Origin of the sequence: Lactiplantibacillus sp. B652 (assembly GCF_023806745.1) — a bacterium.
GTDB classification, from domain to species: Bacteria; Bacillota; Bacilli; order Lactobacillales; family Lactobacillaceae; genus Lactiplantibacillus; species Lactiplantibacillus pentosus.
The window spans coordinates 19,152-40,394 of the sequence record NZ_JAMSKY010000012.1 but is presented as its reverse complement, the minus strand read 5'-3'; the positions used below and the strand labels follow the sequence as shown (position 1 = coordinate 40,394).

19 protein-coding genes and 1 riboswitch are annotated in these 21,243 nt (G+C 47.5%); of the genes, 14 read left to right on the top strand and 5 right to left on the bottom strand.

Annotation, left to right across the window (positions count from 1 at the left end; all coding sequences use genetic code 11):
• The first annotated feature begins 190 nt into the window (after positions 1 to 190).
• The 10 genes from MZO40_RS13475 to MZO40_RS13430 all read left to right on the top strand — a co-directional run bounded on the left by MZO40_RS13475 (position 191) and on the right by MZO40_RS13430 (position 7,395).
• Positions 191 to 529, top strand: coding sequence for a hypothetical protein (locus MZO40_RS13475; RefSeq protein ID WP_225083458.1), 339 nt, complete (start codon positions 191 to 193; stop codon positions 527 to 529).
• Positions 530 to 623: 94 nt separating this feature from the next.
• Positions 624 to 1,067 (top strand): Hsp20/alpha crystallin family protein, encoded by a 444-nt coding sequence (locus MZO40_RS13470; RefSeq protein ID WP_105961942.1) that lies wholly within the window; start codon positions 624 to 626, stop codon positions 1,065 to 1,067.
• Between the two features lie 231 nt (positions 1,068 to 1,298).
• The gene (locus tag MZO40_RS13465) at positions 1,299 to 1,805 is read left to right on the top strand and encodes a putative immunity protein (protein WP_003639943.1); all 507 of its coding nucleotides are present in this window, start codon (positions 1,299 to 1,301) and stop codon (positions 1,803 to 1,805) included.
• 34 nt (positions 1,806 to 1,839) lie between these two features.
• Entirely contained in the window at positions 1,840 to 2,205 is a 366-nt protein-coding gene (locus tag MZO40_RS13460) for a hypothetical protein (RefSeq protein WP_003639942.1), read from the top strand.
• A 67-nt stretch (positions 2,206 to 2,272) separates the two neighbouring features.
• The gene (mutY, locus tag MZO40_RS13455; protein ID WP_252133338.1) at positions 2,273 to 3,373 is read left to right on the top strand and encodes an A/G-specific adenine glycosylase; all 1,101 of its coding nucleotides are present in this window, start codon (positions 2,273 to 2,275) and stop codon (positions 3,371 to 3,373) included.
• 90 nt (positions 3,374 to 3,463) lie between these two features.
• Entirely contained in the window at positions 3,464 to 3,787 is a 324-nt protein-coding gene (locus MZO40_RS13450; protein WP_003639940.1) for a hypothetical protein, read from the top strand.
• Positions 3,788 to 4,967: 1,180 nt separating this feature from the next.
• Entirely contained in the window at positions 4,968 to 5,354 is a 387-nt protein-coding gene (locus tag MZO40_RS13445) for a DUF488 domain-containing protein (protein WP_105960889.1), read from the top strand.
• Between the two features lie 195 nt (positions 5,355 to 5,549).
• The gene (locus MZO40_RS13440; RefSeq protein ID WP_003639938.1) at positions 5,550 to 5,954 is read left to right on the top strand and encodes a Spx/MgsR family RNA polymerase-binding regulatory protein; all 405 of its coding nucleotides are present in this window, start codon (positions 5,550 to 5,552) and stop codon (positions 5,952 to 5,954) included.
• Positions 5,955 to 6,109: 155 nt separating this feature from the next.
• Complete coding sequence (locus MZO40_RS13435; RefSeq protein WP_105960890.1) at positions 6,110 to 6,538, top strand: MarR family winged helix-turn-helix transcriptional regulator; 429 nt, start codon at positions 6,110 to 6,112, stop codon at positions 6,536 to 6,538.
• The gene (locus tag MZO40_RS13430; RefSeq protein WP_252133337.1) at positions 6,535 to 7,395 is read left to right on the top strand and encodes an SDR family oxidoreductase; all 861 of its coding nucleotides are present in this window, start codon (positions 6,535 to 6,537) and stop codon (positions 7,393 to 7,395) included. Before MZO40_RS13435 ends, MZO40_RS13430 begins: the two co-directional genes overlap by 4 nt.
• Positions 7,396 to 7,641: 246 nt before the next feature.
• Here the strand turns inward: MZO40_RS13430 and MZO40_RS13425 are convergent, their stop codons facing one another.
• Positions 7,642 to 8,142, bottom strand: coding sequence for a phosphatidylglycerophosphatase A (locus MZO40_RS13425; protein WP_105960892.1), 501 nt, complete (start codon positions 8,140 to 8,142; stop codon positions 7,642 to 7,644).
• Between the two features lie 171 nt (positions 8,143 to 8,313).
• Here MZO40_RS13425 and MZO40_RS13420 point away from each other — a divergent pair, with 171 nt between their 5' ends.
• The 3 genes from MZO40_RS13420 to nhaC all read left to right on the top strand — a co-directional run bounded on the left by MZO40_RS13420 (position 8,314) and on the right by nhaC (position 12,806).
• A complete protein-coding gene (locus tag MZO40_RS13420) occupies positions 8,314 to 9,234 on the top strand; it encodes an alpha/beta hydrolase (protein WP_165861045.1) in 921 nt (306 codons plus the stop codon).
• A gap of 311 nt (positions 9,235 to 9,545) precedes the next feature.
• Positions 9,546 to 10,928 (top strand): amino acid permease, encoded by a 1,383-nt coding sequence (locus tag MZO40_RS13415; protein ID WP_252133336.1) that lies wholly within the window; start codon positions 9,546 to 9,548, stop codon positions 10,926 to 10,928.
• Between the two features lie 453 nt (positions 10,929 to 11,381).
• On the top strand, positions 11,382 to 12,806 hold the full coding sequence (gene nhaC / locus MZO40_RS13410) for a Na+/H+ antiporter NhaC (protein ID WP_105960893.1): 1,425 nt from the start codon (positions 11,382 to 11,384) through the stop codon (positions 12,804 to 12,806).
• 882 nt (positions 12,807 to 13,688) lie between these two features.
• On the opposite strand, the gene MZO40_RS13405 is transcribed toward nhaC, so the two are convergent.
• Positions 13,689 to 14,789: an SIS domain-containing protein gene (locus tag MZO40_RS13405; RefSeq protein ID WP_309487046.1), complete on the bottom strand. Its 1,101-nt coding sequence runs from the start codon at positions 14,787 to 14,789 to the stop codon at positions 13,689 to 13,691.
• A 343-nt stretch (positions 14,790 to 15,132) separates the two neighbouring features.
• A riboswitch (purine riboswitch) is annotated at positions 15,133 to 15,231 on the top strand.
• Between the two features lie 74 nt (positions 15,232 to 15,305).
• Between MZO40_RS13405 and ade the strand changes: the two genes are divergently transcribed.
• Positions 15,306 to 17,009, top strand: coding sequence for an adenine deaminase (ade, locus tag MZO40_RS13400; protein ID WP_216681050.1), 1,704 nt, complete (start codon positions 15,306 to 15,308; stop codon positions 17,007 to 17,009).
• Positions 17,010 to 17,278: 269 nt separating this feature from the next.
• Here the strand turns inward: ade and MZO40_RS13395 are convergent, their stop codons facing one another.
• From MZO40_RS13395 to MZO40_RS13385, 3 genes are all read right to left on the bottom strand, one after another.
• Positions 17,279 to 18,523, bottom strand: a complete 1,245-nt coding sequence (locus tag MZO40_RS13395) for a DUF6271 family protein (RefSeq protein ID WP_252133334.1) — start codon at positions 18,521 to 18,523, stop codon at positions 17,279 to 17,281.
• Positions 18,524 to 18,990: 467 nt separating this feature from the next.
• Positions 18,991 to 19,170: a hypothetical protein gene (locus MZO40_RS13390; protein ID WP_021336970.1), complete on the bottom strand. Its 180-nt coding sequence runs from the start codon at positions 19,168 to 19,170 to the stop codon at positions 18,991 to 18,993.
• Between the two features lie 3 nt (positions 19,171 to 19,173).
• Positions 19,174 to 20,991: a heavy metal translocating P-type ATPase gene (locus MZO40_RS13385; RefSeq protein WP_105919990.1), complete on the bottom strand. Its 1,818-nt coding sequence runs from the start codon at positions 20,989 to 20,991 to the stop codon at positions 19,174 to 19,176.
• Positions 20,992 to 21,243: the final 252 nt, after the last annotated feature.

The following is a 21,243-nucleotide window of genomic DNA, read 5'->3' as shown; positions in this document are numbered from 1 at the left end:
CGGTGCTGATTCGGGAAGGGGCCTATGCTCAGTCCAGCTTGACTTGGTGCCGCAATCATGGGTTAGAACGGCCAGCGTCATAACAGCCCGCAAACGCGGTCGCAGTTGGCTGCAATCCAGATTTCATAACAATGGCTGTTCCCCGGTCCATGCAGTATAATAGCCCTAATCAATGATGGGGGTGACGTGTATGGATCAATTTACAACATTCATGGCACAATTGGACGCCGCATTAGCACAAGAGCAGCTGGCGCCTGCTGAGTTGGTGTTTGTGCCAGTGACCTTTAGTTTCCATGATCAGCACCTACACGTGGCAATTAATATGTTGCAGACTTCGTTCAATCAGGGTGACAATGCGTTTGGGGTCGCGGATATTCTGGACCGAATTCGGATGCTCGTTGGAATCGAGTTGGCTGATCGGCCGCAATCCCGTTGGCCGCGCAAAACGACCACGCAGGCAATGACGATCACACCGCACAAAATGGTCCGTGTGATTCCAGTCGATATGCAAGCGTATCGAGTCGACTGATTAGCACTCGATGCGTTAGAGTGCTAAATTGTTGCAATTTTGATGAAACTGCTTATGATTAAAACTGTAAACAAGTTGAAAGGGTGATTGCATAATGGCTAATGAAATGATGAATTGGCACAATGATTTATTCGATCGGTTGAATGACTGGACTAAGATGGATGATTTAGTTAATGGCTTAGGCCGCTCATTCTTAAATGTTGGTTCCCACGGCTCAGTATTGAAGACTGATATTAAGGAAACTGATGACCAATATATGATGAAAGTTGATGTTCCTGGGATCGATAAGCAAGATATTGCCTTGAAGTATCGTGATGGGACATTATCAATTGCCGTAAAACGCGACAGTATCAGTGATGAGAGCGACAAGGATGGTAATATCATTACCAGTGAACGTCAAACGGGACGGTTCGGTCGGCAGTACTCATTACCAGACGTCGATGTTGATAAGGTCGAAGCACGTTATGAAAATGGTGTTTTACAATTGACCTTGCCGAAGAAAGCGGCTGCTGATACGCACCACATTGAAATTCAATAATTCGTTTCACAGAACGGCTGACAGGTAGTTATCGGTAGGTCGTTCTTTTCGTTGCTATAAGGGATAATGAAACGGTTACAAAAGTTTGTAAATTTTTTGTGAAATCTGGAATCAGATACTCACATCTTCGGCGGATTTCTGGTACAATTTAATCCTATCGAAATAAGTGACACCATTTTTCGATAGTTGTGTCGTTTTGTTGTCGGATTTGTAAGAAAGTAGGAATGCGTGATGACGGAAGGTTTTAGACCGAGTCACCCTAAGATTGAGATTGACGATGACCCTGGAATACGGGCCCAAATCGAAGCTTTGACTGGTGAACTCTCACAACAACAATTGGCCAAATGGGCGTTGATTATCGCCAAGAAGGCCTTGCAATATGTTGATGACCAACAGAAATATGATCGGCAGTTACGGTTGGCAATCGATGCCAATGAGCTCTGGCAAGTGAACTTAGTGAGCGGCTATCAGGTGCGGCAAGCACTGGCCCGTCTCTCGAAGTTGGCTGCCAATACGACCAGCTCGATTGGTGCGGCAGCATTGGACTGTGTCCGGTGGGCCGTGGCATCTGCGGATGCGGATGAAAATGCCTTGCGAGCTTCCGACCAAGCAATCAAGTTGATTAATTTAACACAGCCGAACAATGCAGCGGCAGTTACTGCTGAACGTCAATGGCAGTATGAGCAATTAGCTGGACTGGCTGCAAATATCCAGCAAGGATTACGTCGTATGCTATAATCTTCACAGAGATCAAATTAGGTGGGGATAACTTATGGCAGCGGTACATGCAGAAGCAAAGGCGGAGTTGTTGCGTCAGTATCAAGAAATCGTAACGAAGTATTTAACCAATATTAAGGAAACGGTGGATGTTGAGGCGCATTTTGAATTAAAGAACGAACCGGGATTTAATTATTTTGTTGATTACTTATTTTTAGCGAACGTCTGTTACCAAGCTAGTTTGGATATTTTGAACAACGAGGATGACAAGTACCCAGAAATCAATAATCAATTAGCAACCGTGATTTTAAAATATCCAGAGTATCTGACATTAGCGGTATTTAACGCTGATTTTCAGGATGAAAGTGTCACTGACCATTATGAAAAGACGTTAGTTGACCTTGCACATACGTTAGATTAATAACTTAGAACGATAACGGCCGCGGACTTCGGATGACGAAGCACCGGGCCTTTTTTGGAGGAACGCAATGATTGAGTGGGATGCAGCAACCATTAAGGATTTTCAAACAACGCTACTGGCTTGGTTTGATGAAGAAGGCCGGGACTTGCCGTGGCGCCATGACCATGAGCCCTATCACGTCTGGGTATCGGAGATCATGCTACAACAGACGCAAGTCCAAACGGTGATCCCGTACTATCAGCGTTTCATGGCCCTATTTCCGACCATCGCCGATTTGGCAGCCACTCCGGAATCCCAATTATTGAAGGCGTGGGAAGGGCTCGGTTACTACTCACGTGTACGGAACATGCAACGGTGCGCTAAACAGCTACTGACAGATTATGATGGGCAGTGGCCACATACAGCGGCAACGTTGACGGACCTGATTGGGATTGGCCCCTACACGGCGGGCGCGATTGCCAGCATTGCTTTTAATGAGCCGGTACCGGCCGTTGATGGTAATGCGTACCGTGTCTTTAGCCGCTTATTAAAAATCGACGCGGATATTGCCAAACCGCAGACCCGTGCGTTATTTGAGCAAGTGATTAGTCGGATTATACCGCATGACCGGCCAGGCGATTTTAACCAGGCAATCATGGATTTAGGGTCCAGTTACATGACGGCCCGCCAGCCAGATAGTGCGCATTCACCCGTCAAACGATTCAATCAAGCGTATTTGGATGGTGACGAGTTGGCGTATCCCGTCAAGACGAAGAAGCCTCGGCCCAAGCCAATCGCTTACGTCACGGTGTTAGCTCAAATGCAAGACCACTGGTTGATGACGCAGCGGCCAAGCAACGGCATGTTAGCAAATCTATGGACGGTTCCCTTGATTCCCATTGAAGAGCTGGACTTGGATGAGGATTATCAGCCGGCTGATTTAGTTGCGGCAGTCGAGACCTATTTTAAACAAGAGTATCGCTTAACTTTGACGGCGCACTATCTGGACAAACGCCCCGTGACCCATACGTTTACCCACCAAAAATGGACGATCCAAGGGGTGGGTGGCGAAGTTATGTTAGGTGACTTAGCATACTTTGCGGGCAAGGCGGTGACAACTGCAGAACGGCAGCAATTACCGATGCCTAAGGTCCAGGAGAAGATTTTTACGCGGTATTTGAGTGATTGATTCCGTAAACATTAAATACCTTTCAGCCCTCAGATATGCTATGGTTGTGGTAGAATATAGCCAAATTAATATTGTGACGGAGGGTCGCGCATGCTGAATGTATTCGATATTGTTAAGCTAACCAAGATAGACCATAAAGAAGTTGACAGTAACCAAGTCGTTGTCACGGACGGCAATGGCAAGCCCAATGCGATTTTAACCGAACTACTCAATGATGTGGTGGGGAACATGCGGATTTTTATTGATATGGAAAATATCTACTCTGTCGATGACCTCATGCAGGCATTGGCCGCACACACGCCACTACCACAAGATGTTTTGGAAGAATATGAGAAAGTCCTTCGTGAACCGATTTATAACATTAATTTTGTTCCCAAACGGGGTCAAGTTGAAGTTGTCGTTGGTGAAGGCTAGAGCCACAGCTGAAACACCACAAAGTTGCGCTAAGAATTCATGGTAATTCTTAGCGCTATTTTTTTGCGTGATTTTATTAGGGTCAGCCGAGTCAGGTTATACATGTACGTGTTGTGCTGGTTATTTTTAAGCATTAAAGATGATTAAAACGTGCCAGTTGGTGGATTCTTGTTCGTCAGCCGATGAGCGCCTTAGTCCGACTTCCGGGGCCAGCTGACAACGCTGGAACAGGGCGGTCATCGATTTGAACTCACGCAGAAACCCACTGCGCAATTTCAAATACGAGTCTTCTTCTAGCCCGGGAAACCCGCCCGGACAAGAAGAATTTCGCCCTTGAGCATTGTCAGCCAGCCCCTCCAGTCGGGAACCCGCTCGAATGGCGGATGAACGGTCACCTATCTGGGTGCAATTGACCACTGAACATTGGATGACTGGTCCTTTGAGCAAACTTTCAAACCAACATTATACTGATTTGTAGCATTTAAATGTTGGTAAGATGGCGTGAAGATTGTTCACTAATTACAATGGTGACAAACCTTGAATTTAGTCGATAGAATTGCCTTGAGTTTAACATACAGACTTTGCCGGCTCAGACGATTAGACAAATCCAGACAACGTTCAGTATTGTGATTCTTTGTAGAATCGAAATATGACAAGTTGACCTAGAAATTGGCCAGTCTTAGAGCGGAATGTCAAAATGGCTGTATACCAAGTATCAACGACCAGTTCATTTAAAATTGGGTCCGCACACATCCGCCTTTCGAATAGGATCCCGGCTGGAAGGTATTCTGGGCAAGGCCCAGTGGTGAAATTTCACTTAGCAAGCGTCTTGTGCTTGGTTAGTGAAAGACCAGTATTTAAGACGTGATTTATCGGCTTAAATCTGTGTCCACCACGTTCCGGCCATTGCCCAGAATGCCTGGAAGCCGGACTAGGACGCAGCTATAACAGAAAGTTTACGCTAACTCGCACTGTTCCCAGCGGGTTTCAGCTGGCTGCCTTTGAACTTAAGAATTGGTACGTTTTAATGCCTAAGAATAACTAGCACAATACATACATGTCTATGCTGGTAAGTGTTTGATTTTTGGGTGGTTAATTAACGAACGAACTACGTTATAATGAAGGCGGATAAACGCTTAGATTAGTGTGGTTGATGAGACTTATAAAGGAGCGGATGAAGATGCAATTGAAGTTAGAACGAATCTATACGAAACCCGTGGATACGGATGGTTATCGGCTGCTGGTCGACCGGCTATGGCCACGTGGTATCTCGAAGGTCAACGCGCAACTAGATGATTGGGTCAAAGAAATCGGACCGTCAACGGAATTGCGGAAGTGGTTCAATCACGATCCGGAAAAGTATCCTGAATTTGTCAAAAAGTATCGAGCAGAGCTGGACGCCAACCCAATTACGCCCGACTTTATTCGGCAAGTGGCTGAACAATTGGCGAAACAACCGGTGATTTTATTGTTCGGTGCTAAGGACGAGGCTCACAACCAAGCAGTGGTCCTCCAAGAATACCTACTTGCTAGTGGTAAGCTACCGGCAACGACGACCAAAAATTAAAATATTGGTATGGGTAAACTTAATATAAGTTTTATAATAAACTGCGGACATTAAATTATTTTAATTATTTCTTGAAAACGCTAGCAATTAGCTGTGAATTTTGCTATGATTATGTTGTTAATTAATGACGTCAACTATTACAGTGCACAATAATGGGGGCTGCATTGTTAGGCAAGCAAGATTGGGGATAATATTATGATTAACTTATGTGTGTTACCAAGTACCGCAAGTTGTCGCAAGGCCCACCGCTGGCTACTAGAGCATCGAATCCCGTTTCATGAACGGAATATGAACGCGCAGCCGTTAACGGAAGCTGAAATCAAGCACTTGCTACAGTATACGTATAATGGCATTGATGATCTCATTAGTACTAAATCTAATGCATACCATCAACTCAGTAAGACGACGCCGATCGAGGACATGTCGTTGAGTGAGGCGGTCCGCGTGCTGAGCCAAACGCCGCAACTGTTACGGCGACCTATTATTTTTGACGATCACCGTTTGTTATGCGGTTTTAACCAGGATGAGATTCGCATGTTTATTCCACGCGATCAACGCGTATTGAAGATGCAAGCAATGGCACAACACCAGATGGCATAAGAGTAGCCGTCGTTTTGGGGAAGTTCATAAATTTAATAAGCGCTTATCTGTCATAAAAAACTGATGTGAACAGGTAAGCGCTTATGTTTTGCATAAATTTGACAAGTGCTAGCCATTTAGTTAGTATACTAACTAAATGGAGGTACGGCTGACGAATGAATAATACGGGATATTTGATCATGCAATTAGCGAAGCAGATGCGGTATCAGTTGAATCAGCGTTTGCTCGCACAAGGGTTGACGGTTCAGCAGTGGGCAGTCATGCAACAAATCGACTTGTGGCAACAACGAACGGAGACTGCGCCAACGGCTAACCAGCTTTGCCAGCAGCTCGACATGGATAAGCCGACGATGTCTGGCATCGTGCGGCGGTTGACGGCTAAGCAATTTATTGAACAGTATCCTAATCCAGACGATCAGCGAGCGAAGTTATTACAACTGACGTCTGAGGGGACGGTCGCGTTACACGCAGGTCAGCAGGTGAGTGACGAGGTGTTAGCGCTAAGTTTGCAGGCATTAACAGCAAGCGAACAACAAACGCTACAACAGTTGTTACGTAAATTGGAGGGGGAGACGTTCAAATGAAAATTCTAGTGATTGGTGGTACCGGCAACATTGGCTTGCCGCTGATTCAATATTTGAATCAACAAGCAGGGGTCACGGTCGTCGCAGGTGCTCATAATGTGGCCAAGGATCAACGGCAATTAGCTGACTATCCGGATGTCGAGCTGCGACCATTTGATTTTTTGAACGCGGAGACGTTTCGGCCTGCTTTACAAGATGTCGAGAAGGTCTTCTTTGTTCGACCACCACAGTTAGCTAAGCCGAAAGAAGACATGTTGCCATTTTTAACCTGTTTAAAGGACCAGCATATTAAGCAGGTCGTGTTCGTCTCATTGATGGGCGTCGAACACAATCCGATGACACCCCACCATCAGATTGAAAAAATGATTGTCGAGCTGGGACTGCCATACACGTTCATTCGGCCCAGCTTTTTCATGCAAAACCTGAACACGACGCATCGTGAAGACATTCAGCAGAATCACGACTTGTTTATTCCAGCCGGTCGTGCTAAGACTAGCTTCATCGATACGCGTGATATTGGCGAAATTGCCGGCGTCGTCTTGCTTAATGACCAGTATCTACAACAAAAATTGACGGTCACCGGTCCCGCGGCACTGACTTATCAAGAAATCGCCGCGCAAATGACCACGATTTTTGGCCATTCCGTGACTTATAGCCGCCCCAGCTTACTGAAATTCCGGCGGGTAATGTTGAAACGTGGCTTGAAGAAGGATTACGTCAACGTCATGGTTATGCTCTACCTCATTACACAACTCGGTAACGCCAAAGCAGTCACCACCACCGCTGCCGAGGTTCTCGGGCGCCAACCCCACGACATCACCACCTATCTTCGAGACTATATTGACGAATTAAGTTAGGCCAGCATCATTACTTTTGGCAGCTGTGTGATATGCCATGTCGTATTTGAAACGCGCTGATGATTGGCCTGATACTCGTCTGCATGTGCTCATCTTGCTCCTACTTCAGGGTCTCAGCTGGCCGTTTTTTGACCCAAACGCCTTGAACAATTTCAATCATGGCTAAATCTAACTCAAAAGCCATGCCACAAGTCATTCATGATTTGTAGCGGGGCTTTAATTAGGGCGTAAAATGTCGAATAAGCGTTAAGCGTATTTGTGGGCGATTTTGGCAGCGGCTGCGGCGGCAATTGAACCGACTAAATCGTCGATGAAGGTGTTGACGACCCCAGATTTGTCCGTGTCGAGCTTTTTGATCACGCCTTCTTTGACTTTATCAACGTAACCATAATTGGTCACGCCAATCGTGCCGTAGATGTTGGCCATGTTGAGTGCCAAGCCTTCGTCAACGCCGAAGACGCCGGCGTCACTGGCGATGATTGATTGTAGTGGCTCGTTGAGTTGTCCCTCTGTAGCGAGGCGGTCAAGTTCGAGCGCGACCATCGCGTTGTTGAGCAATTCCCGTTTATGCAAAACTTCGTGGATTTCTTGTTCACATTCGGCCACCGTCAAGTCTGGGACGTATTTGGATTGTAACCGATACGTGATCTTGGCGATTTCTAGTGGCGTGATGTCCTTGGCAGCTAAGGCGAGGATGACAAATTCATACGCCGCCTTATCCGGATATTTAAATGTTGGTTTTTCCATGATTTCCTCCAGTCAATGATAAGCGATTAATTAGGTTAATCAGCTAACCTACTTCCTCCATTATAACGAGCTTGGGGCTGAAAGAATATGAATAAGTACGATAGTTGATCCGTTTGGAAACGATTGTTTGTCATTTGCGTTCAAACGCGTAAAATAAACATGTTAAACATAATGAAGGGTACGATAAATTTGGTGAAGCAAATGCGAACGGGGACGCGGTTGCTGTTACTGACGTTTGTGATCGTGGCGGCCATCGTCTTGCTAGGTGCGCGCAATAGTGACACGAAGATCACGAAGGTAACGAGTCAATTGACGTCGCGTTCTGTCCGGGGAATTAAGCAACAATATCAACAATCGAAGACGGCGACGATTTTTCTGCATGGCTATAATGGCGGTGCGTATTCAACGAATTATTTAATTCATAAAGCTGAACAGACTGGTGCAGCCCAGAAAGCGCTCGTCGTGCATGTTTACAAGAACGGTGTGATGGCGTTCAAAGGGTACTGGCAGCGGTCGATCAAGAATCCGATGGTCCAAGTCGTTTTCCAAGATAATCACGCCTCACAAAAGGCACAAATCTATTGGCTACACCAGGTCCTGGTCCAGTTGAAAGCCAAGTATGGGGTTACGGGGTATAATGCGGTCGGTCATTCGTTAGGTGCCAATGACATTATTAACCAGGCGTTGAAGTATGGACATGATAAACGCCTGCCAACGTTACATAAAGTGGTGACGATCGCCGGACCGTTCGATGGCCTGACGGGTTTTCTGAATACGCAAACGGAGGCGCAGGCACGCCAACTGGCAACTAAGCCAACGCGGTTTACCAAACACTTTGCGACGATGCTGAAATATCGCAAAAATTTTCCACAGCACGTCAAACTCTTGAACGTGTACGGTGATACGAATACTGGCTATAACAACGATGGCTTTGTGGGTGTCGCGTCGGCACGGGCCGTTCGCTACCTGTTACGTGGCAAACTTACGCAATATCGCGAAGCCTTTTACAGTGGTGCGGATGCCGCCCACTGTGCACTCAATCAGAATCCGAATGTGGCCCAACGCATGATTCGATTTTTGTGGTCGGCGTAATATCACTTAAGCAATAGACTGTCGATAAGGCGCTCTGATTAGAAGATTATTCTAATTAGGGCGTTTTTTTGGTATTTGATGATTCAAAAGTGGGAGAGAAGAGAAAATTAGTGATTAGACGCTGAATAACAACGATGATAGCGCTTTTTGAGTGATGACGAACTTAATAAAATTAAGTCAATCCGCCATTATCCCGTCGAATTCGCGTCGGAGTCCTTAAAAATCCAAACCAAGTCAAAGTGAGGCCCGTGCTATAATGACGGAACATTAAGATTTAACAACAAAGCCATTAGAATTTGTGGAGGGATCTTATGAAAACAACTAACGCGGATGGAACGGTGCGGGCGCTTAGTAACCGGCACGTTCAGATGATTGCTATTGGTGGCACGATTGGGACAGGATTATTTCTTGGATCAGGGAGCACCATTTCGAAGACGGGTCCGTCAGTCATGTGGGTGTACTTAGTATTAGGCTTTTTCTTCTTTTTGATGATGCGTGCGATTGGAGAGATGTTTTATGCAGACCCTTCACAACATACATTTGTCGCGTTTATCTCACGCTATTTAGGCCCGAGCGTCGGTCATTTTACGGGGTGGACTTACTGGATTGGCCTGATTTTTGTTTGTATGGCTGAGTTGACGGCGACCGCGACCTACGTCAAGTTTTGGTTGCCCAACGTCCCGGCGTGGCTGATTGAAATCAGCTTTTTACTTATTCTGGCAGCTGTCAATTTGACTGCAGCACGGCTATTCGGAGAAGCGGAGTTCTGGTTTGCGATGATCAAAATCGTTGCCATCGTGGCGTTGATCGTCACTGGGATCTTCATGATGGTCGGCCATCACCCAACGCCATTAGGCCAAGCCTCGATTGGCAATTTATTTCATAATTATCAGCTATTCCCACACGGCATGGCTAATTTCATTTCAGCCTTTCCGATGGTCTTCTTCGCCTTTCAAGGAATCGAATTTGTCAGCATTACGATTGGTGAAGCCAAGAATCCGCATCGTGTGATTAAAAAAGCGGTCAATGAAACGTTATTGCGAATCTTATTATTTTACATCGGTGCGTTGATCGTCATCATGGGAATCATCCCATGGACTTCTTTATCCCCAGACAGTAGTCCATTTGTCCAAGTCTTCAAGTTAGCTGGTTATCCGGCTGCGGCGGCTATTATTAATTTTGTTGTGTTGACTTCGGCGGCCTCATCGCTAAATAGTTGTCTATTTTCAGCCGGGCGTCATTTCTACCAGCTTGCCACTGAAATGCCAGCGACTAGCCGGATGCGGCAGTGGTTCGGGACGATTTCAAAAAGTGGTGTACCAGCCGCAGCCATCGTTTTATCCGCCGTATTGGTCTTAGTCACGCCGGTGATGAGTTTGAGTGCGGCGACCACGGCCGTCTTTACGATCGTTACTGGGATTTCTAGTGACATGTACCTGATCGTCTACACGTTAGCGATGGTCGCGCATCGGAAGTACCGACTATCTAATGATTACCTGGAAGATGGCTTCAAAATGCCGGCGTACCGGATTACCAGCCCACTGACGGTTGCCTTTTTCGTCCTGATTTTTGCAAGTCTATTCTTCATTCAGGCCGACATTATCGGGGCAGTCGGGGCGATCGTTTGGACGTTGCTATTCGGAACGGTCACGACGGTCCATCAAGCACGCTTACGGGCAGTCGCTCGGGAGTGATAGGTGATAAAAGTGGATCATTCAGATTAAAAATAAATTAAAAGATTGCTTGACGGTTAAAATGAATGGTGGTATTGTTAACCGTAAGTTAATAACAGTACGTTAAACGTTACATTAAGTAGCCATAGTTGTGGGTGTCAGGAAGCCGGTGGATGCTGCGAACCGGTCAGCAGCTATGTTTGAAATACGGTAACCGAGTTTCGAACGAACGGATAATAACTAGAACCGTTATCTTCTAGTGAGTGGTGGATTAAGTGTTTGTAATCCGCAACCTGGGTGGTACCACGACTAGTCTAATCGTCCCTGTTGTTCTATTGAACAATGGGGACGATTTTTTTAATGAAGAGGATGAGGATAATGACTAATCAACGCTGTGGTGGGATTGCACGATATTGAAATTTTGATGACTAACATCGCTTGTCACTGAAATTGCAATCAAAGGAGTCTTGAATTATGAATAAAACGACAGAACCACAAATTAGCACCTTAGAAGCTGTGATTGTCTTATTAGTTGTCCTCGGCATTATGAGCGCCGGAGTGATTGGCTGGGGACTTTCACCCCAAGTCCCAGTCCTATTGGCGATGGGCGTCGTCACGGCCTGGGCAATGCTGCGGGGCTTTCCCTGGTCAGCCGTGAATGCCGGCATCAAGGAAGGGATCGATAAAGGGATCGTGCCAATTTTTATCTTTATTTTGATTGGTGCCATGATTTCTACCTGGATCGCAGCGGGAACGATTCCGACATTGATGGTGATTGGGTTCAAGATTATTAATATTCAATGGTTCCTGCCATCAGTGTTCATCGTTTGTACCCTAGTCGGTGCGGCGGTCGGCAGTGCGTTTACGGTCACTTCGACAGTCGGCATCGCCTTCTTCGGGATGGGCGTAACCATGAATTTGAACCCGGCTTTAGTTGCCGGGGCCATCATTAGTGGTGGTATCTTTGGTGATAAGCTTTCACCGTTATCAGAAACGAATAACCTGGCTTCAGCCGTGGTCGACACCGACTTGTTCACACACATCAAGCATCTTTTATGGAGTACGTTACCCGCAGGCTTGATCTCATTAGGGTTGTTTGCCATGTTAGGCCATAGCAATACCGGAACGAGTTTGGCCAAAATCAATCAAACGGTCGCCGTATTGAATGGCCATTTCAGCATTTCAGCCTTAGCCTTATTACCAATCGTCTTAGTGTTCGTCTGTGCAGGCTTCAAAATGCCAGCCATTCCAACCATGCTACTGAGCATCTTCGTCTCAGCGGGACTCATTTTATTTGAACAACCTGGCATGTCGATGAAGAAGTTGACGGCCATTATCAACACCGGCTTCGTTTCTAAAACGGGGAATACGAGTGTCGACACCTTACTTTCACGGGGCGGTATTGTCAGCATGATGAGCATGGTGGCGCTGATTGTCGTCACACTGTCACTAGGTGGTCTGCTGGTCAAATTCGGCCTGATCAATCAGATTATGACACCCGTTGCTAAACACTTGAATAGCGATGGCAAGCTCGTTTTGGCAGGCGTGTTGACTTGCATCGGGGTCAACGTCTTTGTTGGCGAACAATTTCTCTCCATTATCTTGCCAGGACGGGCCTTCCGCAAAGCCTTCAATGACGGTGGGCTATCAGGAAACGCGCTCGGGCGAGTACTTGAAGATGGTGGTACGGTCATCAACTACTTAGTACCTTGGGGTGTCGGCGGTGTCTTCTTAACGACGACTCTCGGCGTACCAACGGTTCAGTACCTACCATTCGTATTCTTCAGCTTACTGTGCCCAGTCATTTCAGTCATCAGTGGGTTCACCGGCATTGGCATGGCACACTTGAAACAACGCTCAAAAGTCAAGGCTGAACATGCAACGACCGCACAGGCCTAAGAGCTGAATGCTTCCAATATGCATTATGTGAGTTGTTCTGGATCGTGAAACATGTCAATTCTTAAGTTCAAAATCGGCCAGTTGAGACTCACTGGAAACAGTGCAAGTTACCGTAAACTTTCTGCTGTAGCCGCGCCCTATGTCGGCTTCCAGGCGTTTCTGACAACGCTGGAACGTGGTGGACACAGATTTAAGCCGACAAACCACGTCTTAAATACTGGTCTTCCACTGAGCATTGTCAGAAATACCTTCCAGCCGGGATGGTATTCGAAAGGCGGACATGTGCGGACTCAACTTTAGAACGACTGGTCATTGATTCATAATAAGCAGTACGTCTGTAATCTAACTGTCAGATTTGTTTTGGTTGACATTGCTTCATGACTCATTTGTCCATTGTTGGGCTCGTCTTTATAGGAGTGGCCAAATTGCTAGCTCTGCCAAGTTGAGTTTTCGAGTTAGACTGAATATGAACCATCACCTCAATGCCTAGGAATTGCTGATCCTGACTCACAGTTTGCCTGAAGGACCAGGTATCTATAGGTCGGTGGCCAATTGTACCAGAATAGGTGGCCGTTCATCCGCCATTCGAACGGCTTCCCGACTGGAGGGGTTGGCTGACAATGCTCAAGGGCGAAATTCTTCTTGTCCGGGCGGGTTTCCCGGGCTAGAAGAAGACTCGTATTTGAAATTGCGCAGTGGGTTTCTGCGTGAGTTCAAATCGATGTCCGCCCTGTTCCAGCGTTGTCAGCCAGCCCCGGAAGTCGGACTAGGGCGCACATCGGCTGACGAACAGTAGACCAACTAAGTTACACTATTTCAACCAAAAAACCAGCATCGATTGATTTCGATGCTGGTTTTTGACGTAGACTTGATTAACTGAGTCTACTGTAAATTAATCGCTTTTTGAAAATCTTGATACATTAAGTGATTCAAGTTGATGCCGCGTGATTTGGCGATGAACCAAGCGAGTACTTGGAATGGAATGATGGCCATCAGCGGTGCTTTATACGGGTCGGTGACGGGGTCGAGCAGGAGCGTTTGGTCATCGTTGACCGCGGGCTGTTCACCGGTCAGGCTGATGGTGTAAATGTGCGGGGTCAGCCGAGATTCGTACGTTTTAACCGCTTGCAACTGTTCCATGACGGCTGGATCAGTGTTGATTTCAATATAGAACTGACAATGGTCTTCATGGACGCCCATAAAACCGCCGTGGGTAAATGAGGCGAGTGAATAACCATGGGCGGGAACGCGTAGGATTTCGGTAAACTTGGCTTGCATTTCAGCTAACGTACCCGCGAGGACGTTGGCGCCGATTGCGGTGAATTGGGGCGCGTTCGTGAAGTCAATCGTGAATTTGCGGTAGAAGTCGTTAGCGCGCTGGACGGTTTGATTCATGTTTTCAATGAGAAAGCTGAATTCGTCGAGCTCTTGATTGACTGCTAGTTCGGTCAGTCGTTCTTGGAGTGCGGCGCTTCGAACCGTGAGTAACATTAAGGTCAAGACGATGGCTTGGAAGTTCAACGTGATATACGGCACACTCTCCTTGCCCGTCATTAAATCACAAGTCGCGTCGGCGATGTCAGTGAGTGCTGATTTTTTCTGATCGGTAATGATGATCGTATGAGCGTGGCTGGCTGCCCGGGCCTTGTTGATGGCCTCCAGCATGGTTGGGTCATTTTCAGTCAGTGAGACACCAATTACCACGTCAACACTGGGGTCGGCTTCCTCATAAGTCACGTAGAGGTCTGCCGCCGCAAGCGTGACTTGTAGTCCTGCGACTTTTTGCATGTAAAGTCGGGCGGTATTGGCCGCATTCAAACGTGACCCGGTTGCCAAAATCAACCAGTGTTGCGGGTGCTTGGGTGCGTGCGCTAATGCCGCGGTAATCTGCTTCGGATAACTCGCCAATAGTCGTTCCAATACGGGTTGTTCGCGACGAATGTAGGATAACATCGTCGGATTGTTCATCATCATCAAAGTTATCAGCTCCTCAAAAGTAGTGATGGCCGTTAAGTCAGTTTTATTGTAAACGTAAATGAACCAATAGTCAGCAAGAAATGTCATAAAAAATTGGCGAATTTGCCGGCTAAACTGGTTGGGACGCTGACAGCTGTGGTCGTTGGACTCGCGAATCGTGGCTAGGCTATTTGGAGCCACTGAGCATGGCATTGCTTTATCAATGGACCCGGTCAACAGGTCACCTAATTTTTGAAGAGTTGTTCTGAGCAACTGCCGGAACGTAATGGTTATACTAGTTTTCACAGATTATCCGGACTGAAATTAGGGCTTGCATGCACGTGGAAAGGCTGGTAAAGTAAAGGACAATTTATTAAAACAACAAATTGCCTATATAATGCCATGATATGGATGGCGAGTTTCTACCCAGTACCGTAAATACTGGACTATAAGCGAATTGAGTCGACGGGTCCACACTGCTTAATTTGCCGTGTGGGCCCGTTTGCTTTCTCCGTAGACGGGCGAGTAAGGAGAAGGAATACGATGACAAAGACTGTTGAGATGGTAATTACAGGTGCGCAGGTCTTAAACGTTGAGACGCGCGAATTTGAAGCGACGAGCTTGTGGATTGACCACGGCCGCATTATTAGTAATTTGCAAGACGAACCTTATGAAGCTTTAGAACACGTGGATGCGCGGGGCAAATGGATCGTGCCAGGAATGATTGACGCTCACGTGCATATGGAGAGCGCGATGGTCGCGCCGAGTGAGTTAGGCAAAGTCTTGCTACAACACGGGGTAACGACGATTGTGACGGATCCGCATGAACTCGCAAACGTGGCTGGAACTGCTGGTATCGAATATTTGATTGCGGATGCTCGCCAGACGCCCTTAGACGTGTGCTTCATGTTGCCGTCATCCGTGCCATGCGTGCCTTTTGATGATAATGGGGCGACCTTACACGCAGCTGATTTACGGCCGCTATATCAAGAGCCAGAAGTCCGCGGTTTGGCCGAAGTCATGGATTACGGTGCGGTGGCCCGCGGTGATGAAGATACAATGGCCAAAATCCATGATGCGTACGCGCGGGGCTACCATGCAGATGGGCACGCGGCTGGTCTGGATGCCCATCAACTGAATGTGATGCGCAACGCCGGACTGGATACCGACCACGAATGTATGACCGTTGAAGAGGCCCGCGACCGCGTCAAAGCTGGCATGACCGTCTTTTTGCGTGAAGGGACCGTCGAACGCGATGTATTAGCGACGATTGGTGCGGTCACGGAAGCAAACGCTGGCCGTTTTGCATTCTGTACGGATGACAAGACCATCAGTGATTTGATGACGGAAGGGTCGATCGACTACAACGTGCGTTTGGCGATTCAAAGTGGGATGCGACCAGCACTGGCGTACACGCTGGCCAGCTATAACGGCACTGTTGCTCACCGCTTAACGGACCGCGGCCGGTTGTCAGCGGGACAGCTTGCTGACCTAGTCGTATTAGACGATGTGACTGCTGTAAAAGTGGCTAAGACGATGAAGAATGGCCAGTGGGTCACTGAAACGACGGCGACCCAACCGTTAACCTTTACGGCGACCCACGTTCAGCAGCACGCGCAACTCGCTGATTTTAAATTGCCATTAACCACTGGCGCCGCAAATGTGATTGGCGTTCAGCCGAACCATATCGAAACGGACCACTTGACGATGACGGTCGCACCTACTGAGAACTTTGAAGCGGATATTGATCAGGATATCTTAAAGATGGTAGTTGTCGAACGCCATCATAACACTGGCAAAGTCGGCGTTGGTTTGGTGCACGGCTTCGGTCTGAAACACGGCGCGATTGCTGGTACTGTGGCACATGATGCACATAATATCGTTGCTGTCGGGACCTCGGATGAAGCTATCATGCGTGTCATCACCCAGATTACGCAGGATAACGGCGGCATCGCGGTCGGTGATGAGCACCAAGTTTTAGCCACGATGCCATTAGCAATCGGCGGCCTACTATCCACGAGCACTTATCAAGTCGCGGCGGCCCAACTGGATGGTCTCAAGCAAGCGTACGAAGTCATCAGTGAGCAACCCCTCAGCTTTGATCCGTTCATCACGCTTTCATTTTTGACACTACCCGTGATTCCAACGCTGAAGCTGACGGCGCGCGGCCTGTTTGATTACGATTCATTCGATTTTATTCCGGTCGCGACAGCTGCAACCACTGAATCGCTCGCAGCTTCGCGATAAAGGCTGTGCCGTCAGATAACGATAACTGGATGGGCCAGTGGATAATGAACGATAGATGATAACTGAAAAGCTGAGTAGCGGGAATCAAAATTGGTTCGCGTTGCTCAGCTTTTTGAGATAAAAAAGGCGTATCGGCAGGTTCCGATACGCCATGAAACTATCTAGACAAGAAACGCTCAAGACGATCACGTTAGGTTCCACAATGGGGCCGCTTAGAACAGAATCATCGGCTAGGCTTGCGGAAAAACCGTGCGTCAGTTGTGTACTCGTTATCGTGAGTTATCTGCTGAGATTGAAAATGGCGCGAGTTCAAGTGCTTGCGTGTTTTTCAGGATAGCGGGCCAATTTTGAATCAAATCGATAAAGTGATGGACGTCAGTAATGGTTTTCTCAAGATAAGTGTCGGGTTGCTGTGCGACGTTGGTTGCGATGGCTTGATAGTGCGGTAAGTCAATCGAAGCATAGACCGCGACAAATTTTTGAATCGTTGTTTTTAACTTAGCTAACAATTCGGCTAAATCGACTGTCGATAAATAGGCCGCTGCGACCTGTTGGGCCATGTCATTAAAATCGTCTGAAAGAGAGACGTCAGTGAGGGCGTTATTCGTCACGGTAGTCATTAATCTGGACAGTAGCTTTGAATGACCATAAGTCAGGTGATCGATTTGGTCATAGCGATTTTCGTTATATTGATGAACAACGCGGTCATTATGGTAGACCATCCGCCAGCCTGATTTCCCGACTAAAGTGTGGTAAAGATAGTCGGTACCCGAAGTGATGTTGGCCGGGGAGACTGGAATATTCAAAAAGACTTCTTTTAAAGCAAAATTACCAGCATCGATGTAGTTTGATTTTTGTTCTGAGAAGGCTAAGTTACCTGGGAAGGTCTCGGTCGAACCCTGGACGTACTTATTATTAATATAATCGTCTAATTGGCTTGGACTATAGGTAGGCTTTGATAGTGAGAATAATTTTCGCAGTGTTGGTAGGTCGTCCGCAACATCTGAATAATCGATGCCCCAGGCGCCCAAATAACTACTACCAACTAGCAAGAACTGGTCATTTTCGTTAAACGCGCGCATCTCCGCGATGAGGGGTGTTATCTGTGTATTGTTGGCTTGTAGATAAACGTCTGAATCTCGCCGATGAATATAGTGGGCCCCTAGCAGATGAGCAATGATCGAAATTTTATTGACCATTTTACCGTATGAAAACCCACTGCCGACGACTAACGCTGCCAATTTGGGGTCTAAGACTTGATTCAATAGCGCATCAAAGGCCGATACTGGAATATGCAGGCAGGTAATCTTCAGTGCTTTAAATGAAGCTTTCAGTTGGGCATGGTTACGGTCGAAATTTGCTTGCGTGCTTGAATCTAGCAGGACGAATATCAGTTGCTCTGGTAGTAAGACGTGCTCGTCGATTGCGACTGCAATATCATTGGCCAAACTTTTGATACTCTTACTAGCGTCCCGATTGGTGGGAATTGCATATAGGTGCTTCTCACTTGTCATTAACTTATCTCCCTTGAAATTTCGAATTGAACGCGTCGAAATGGTTTAGATTACGTACTGAAAATTGAGTGAAACGAGTGGATAAACGATTTATCGTTAAAAAAAGATAATTATTCTAATCTTTATCTCATAATAACGGTTTGATCCAGCATTTTCAATCTTTGATCGGTATTAATCATACCGACGCGTTGGGCTAGTGATCGCATTTAAGATGATTGAAACGAGCTATTTTCTAAGCGCTTAAAAGCAGCCAGCCCCGGAAGTCGGATTAGGACCTGACCAGCTGACCAACAGTAAGCCAACAACTGGGTAAGTTTCAATCACAATTCGTAACAAATTGACGAACACGATAGGGCGTCAAAGCGGGATCAAAAAAGCCAGTTATCCTGTTTAATTCAGAATAACTGGCTTGATATAGATGGTAAAATTTCAGTGCTTAAGCCGCATCGCGACTCGCCATTCGTAGGTTAAAAATGCTGCTGACGGTCTTTTCGACGCCAAGCGATTAAGAAGGTGATGAGCATGTAGGCGAAGTCGACTAGAATCGCTTCCTTGAGTGGAACGCCAAGGAGGCCGGCCGAGACGACGGTTAAGACGATAACGAAGGTCAGCGCTGATTGTGACCAGCGTAAGAGCCATTCTGGCATGGGTTAATTCACATCCTTTGTCGTTGACTGTGGACGGTCGCGTAATGCCCGTAGCGCCCAGAGAATTGAGACGGTGTCGACAACTTCTTGTAGCATGGCACCAAATAGGGCGGGGATAATACCGGTGCTGGCAATCAACATCAGAATCGTACAGATGGCGATACCGATCCACACGGCTTGTTTGGCAACCTGCATCGTATCCTTGGCAATCTGAATCGCGGTAACGACGCGACTCAGGTCGTCCTTCAAAATCACGACATCCGCGGATTCACTAGCGGCGGTTGAACCGTGTGCACCCATGGCGATACCGACATCGGCAACTGCTAGTGAGGGGGCATCGTTGACCCCGTCGCCGACCATAATGACGGGACGTTCAGCCGCTGGGACGGCTTTTAAATGGGCGATTTTGTCTGCGGGAAGGAGGTCAGCGGCCACGGTATCGATACCAACGTCCGTGGCAATGCGTTCCGCGATCGCTTGTTGGTCGCCAGTCAGCATCATGACGTTGCGAACCCCTTCAGCGTGGAGGGCTTTGAGCGTTGTGGCCGCTTCTGGCCGGACGTTATCGATGAACGTGATATAACCGGCGTACTGGCCGTCGATAGCGACGTAGATGGCGGTCGTAGCTAAGGGTTGTTCGGTCGTGGTCGGCGCGACGAATTTGAGTTTGCCGACCTTGACTTGGTGGTCGTCAATCGTTGCGGTCACCCCGTTACCCGTGACTTCTTCAAGGTGACTAGTCGGACTTAACTCTGTGCCGCTGACGTATTTCACCAGTGACCGTGCCAGAATATGGCTGGAGGTCTGTTCAGCGCTGGCGGCCAGGTGACAAATCTGTTCGGCGGTAAAACCAGGCTGTGGCACGATTTGGTTGACCGTCAGCTGACCACTGGTAATCGTCCCAGTTTTATCAAACGCGGCCGCTTTGGCCGTGGATAATTTTTCAAGCATATCGCCAGTCTTGACGACGATCCCATTACGGCTCGTTCGACTCATGCCTGAGACCAGCGCGACTGGAGCGGCCAGGATCAAGGGACAAGGCGAGGCCACGACTAGCACCTCTGCAAACCGGTGTGGATCGCCACTGAAGGCCCAGGCGATACCAGCAATAACGTAGGCGACGAGTGTAAAGGGCACCGCGTACCGGTCGGCCAGGCGCACGAACTTCGCTGGTCGGGATTCAGATTCTTTGACTAACTTGACCAATTGTTGATACTGACTATCGCTGGCGAGTTTGTCAACGGCCATGGTAACGGCGCTGTCACCATTGACCGCCCCTGACATGATATCGTCGCCGACCTGCTTGTCAACTGGCTTAGATTCACCGGTCAGTGACGATTCGTCAAAGAGGGCGGTTCCTTGAATGAGGTGACCGTCAACCGGGACTAGTTCACCTGGCTTAACCACTAGCTGGTCCCCAATTTGAACATCATCGACGTCAATGTCGGTCAATTTTCCAGCGACGGACCGGTGAGCAACCCGTGGTGAATTATCGAGCAAAGCTTTTAATTCAGTATTGGCCCGTTTGGCGGCGTAGTCTTCGAGGGAGTCGCCCCCGGTGAGCATGATGAGCACGACCAGACTTGCCCAGTATTCCCCCACGGCTAAGGTAGCGACGATTGCCGTGATGGCCAGTAAGTCAACACCGTATTTCCCTGAACGCAGTGTTTTGATCATCTCGACCAGCATCGAGAGTGCCATTAACGCCCCCGTTAACGTAATAATGATTTGAGCCGCCAGTTGCGCGTGCAACCCAAATTCTAAAATAACTGCAACAACGCCGATACTAACCGTCAGAATCAGTTTATAGTAGTGTCGCATGCAGTTCCCCTCCTTTTGATATTCAACTATTATTTACTTGTTACAAGAATAACATGAAACCGGATTAATTGAAACAGATAAGAACGATTCTAAACTAGAAACTAATTGTTACGAAAACTTTTGACTAGTTTCAGAAAATTATCGCGGCAAAATAGCCGTGAGCCTTAACATGCCGGGCTTGACGGCCGCCAAACGGCTGATTTTACTTCTGATTTAATACTAGTATACTTATACATGAACATCAGATATCAG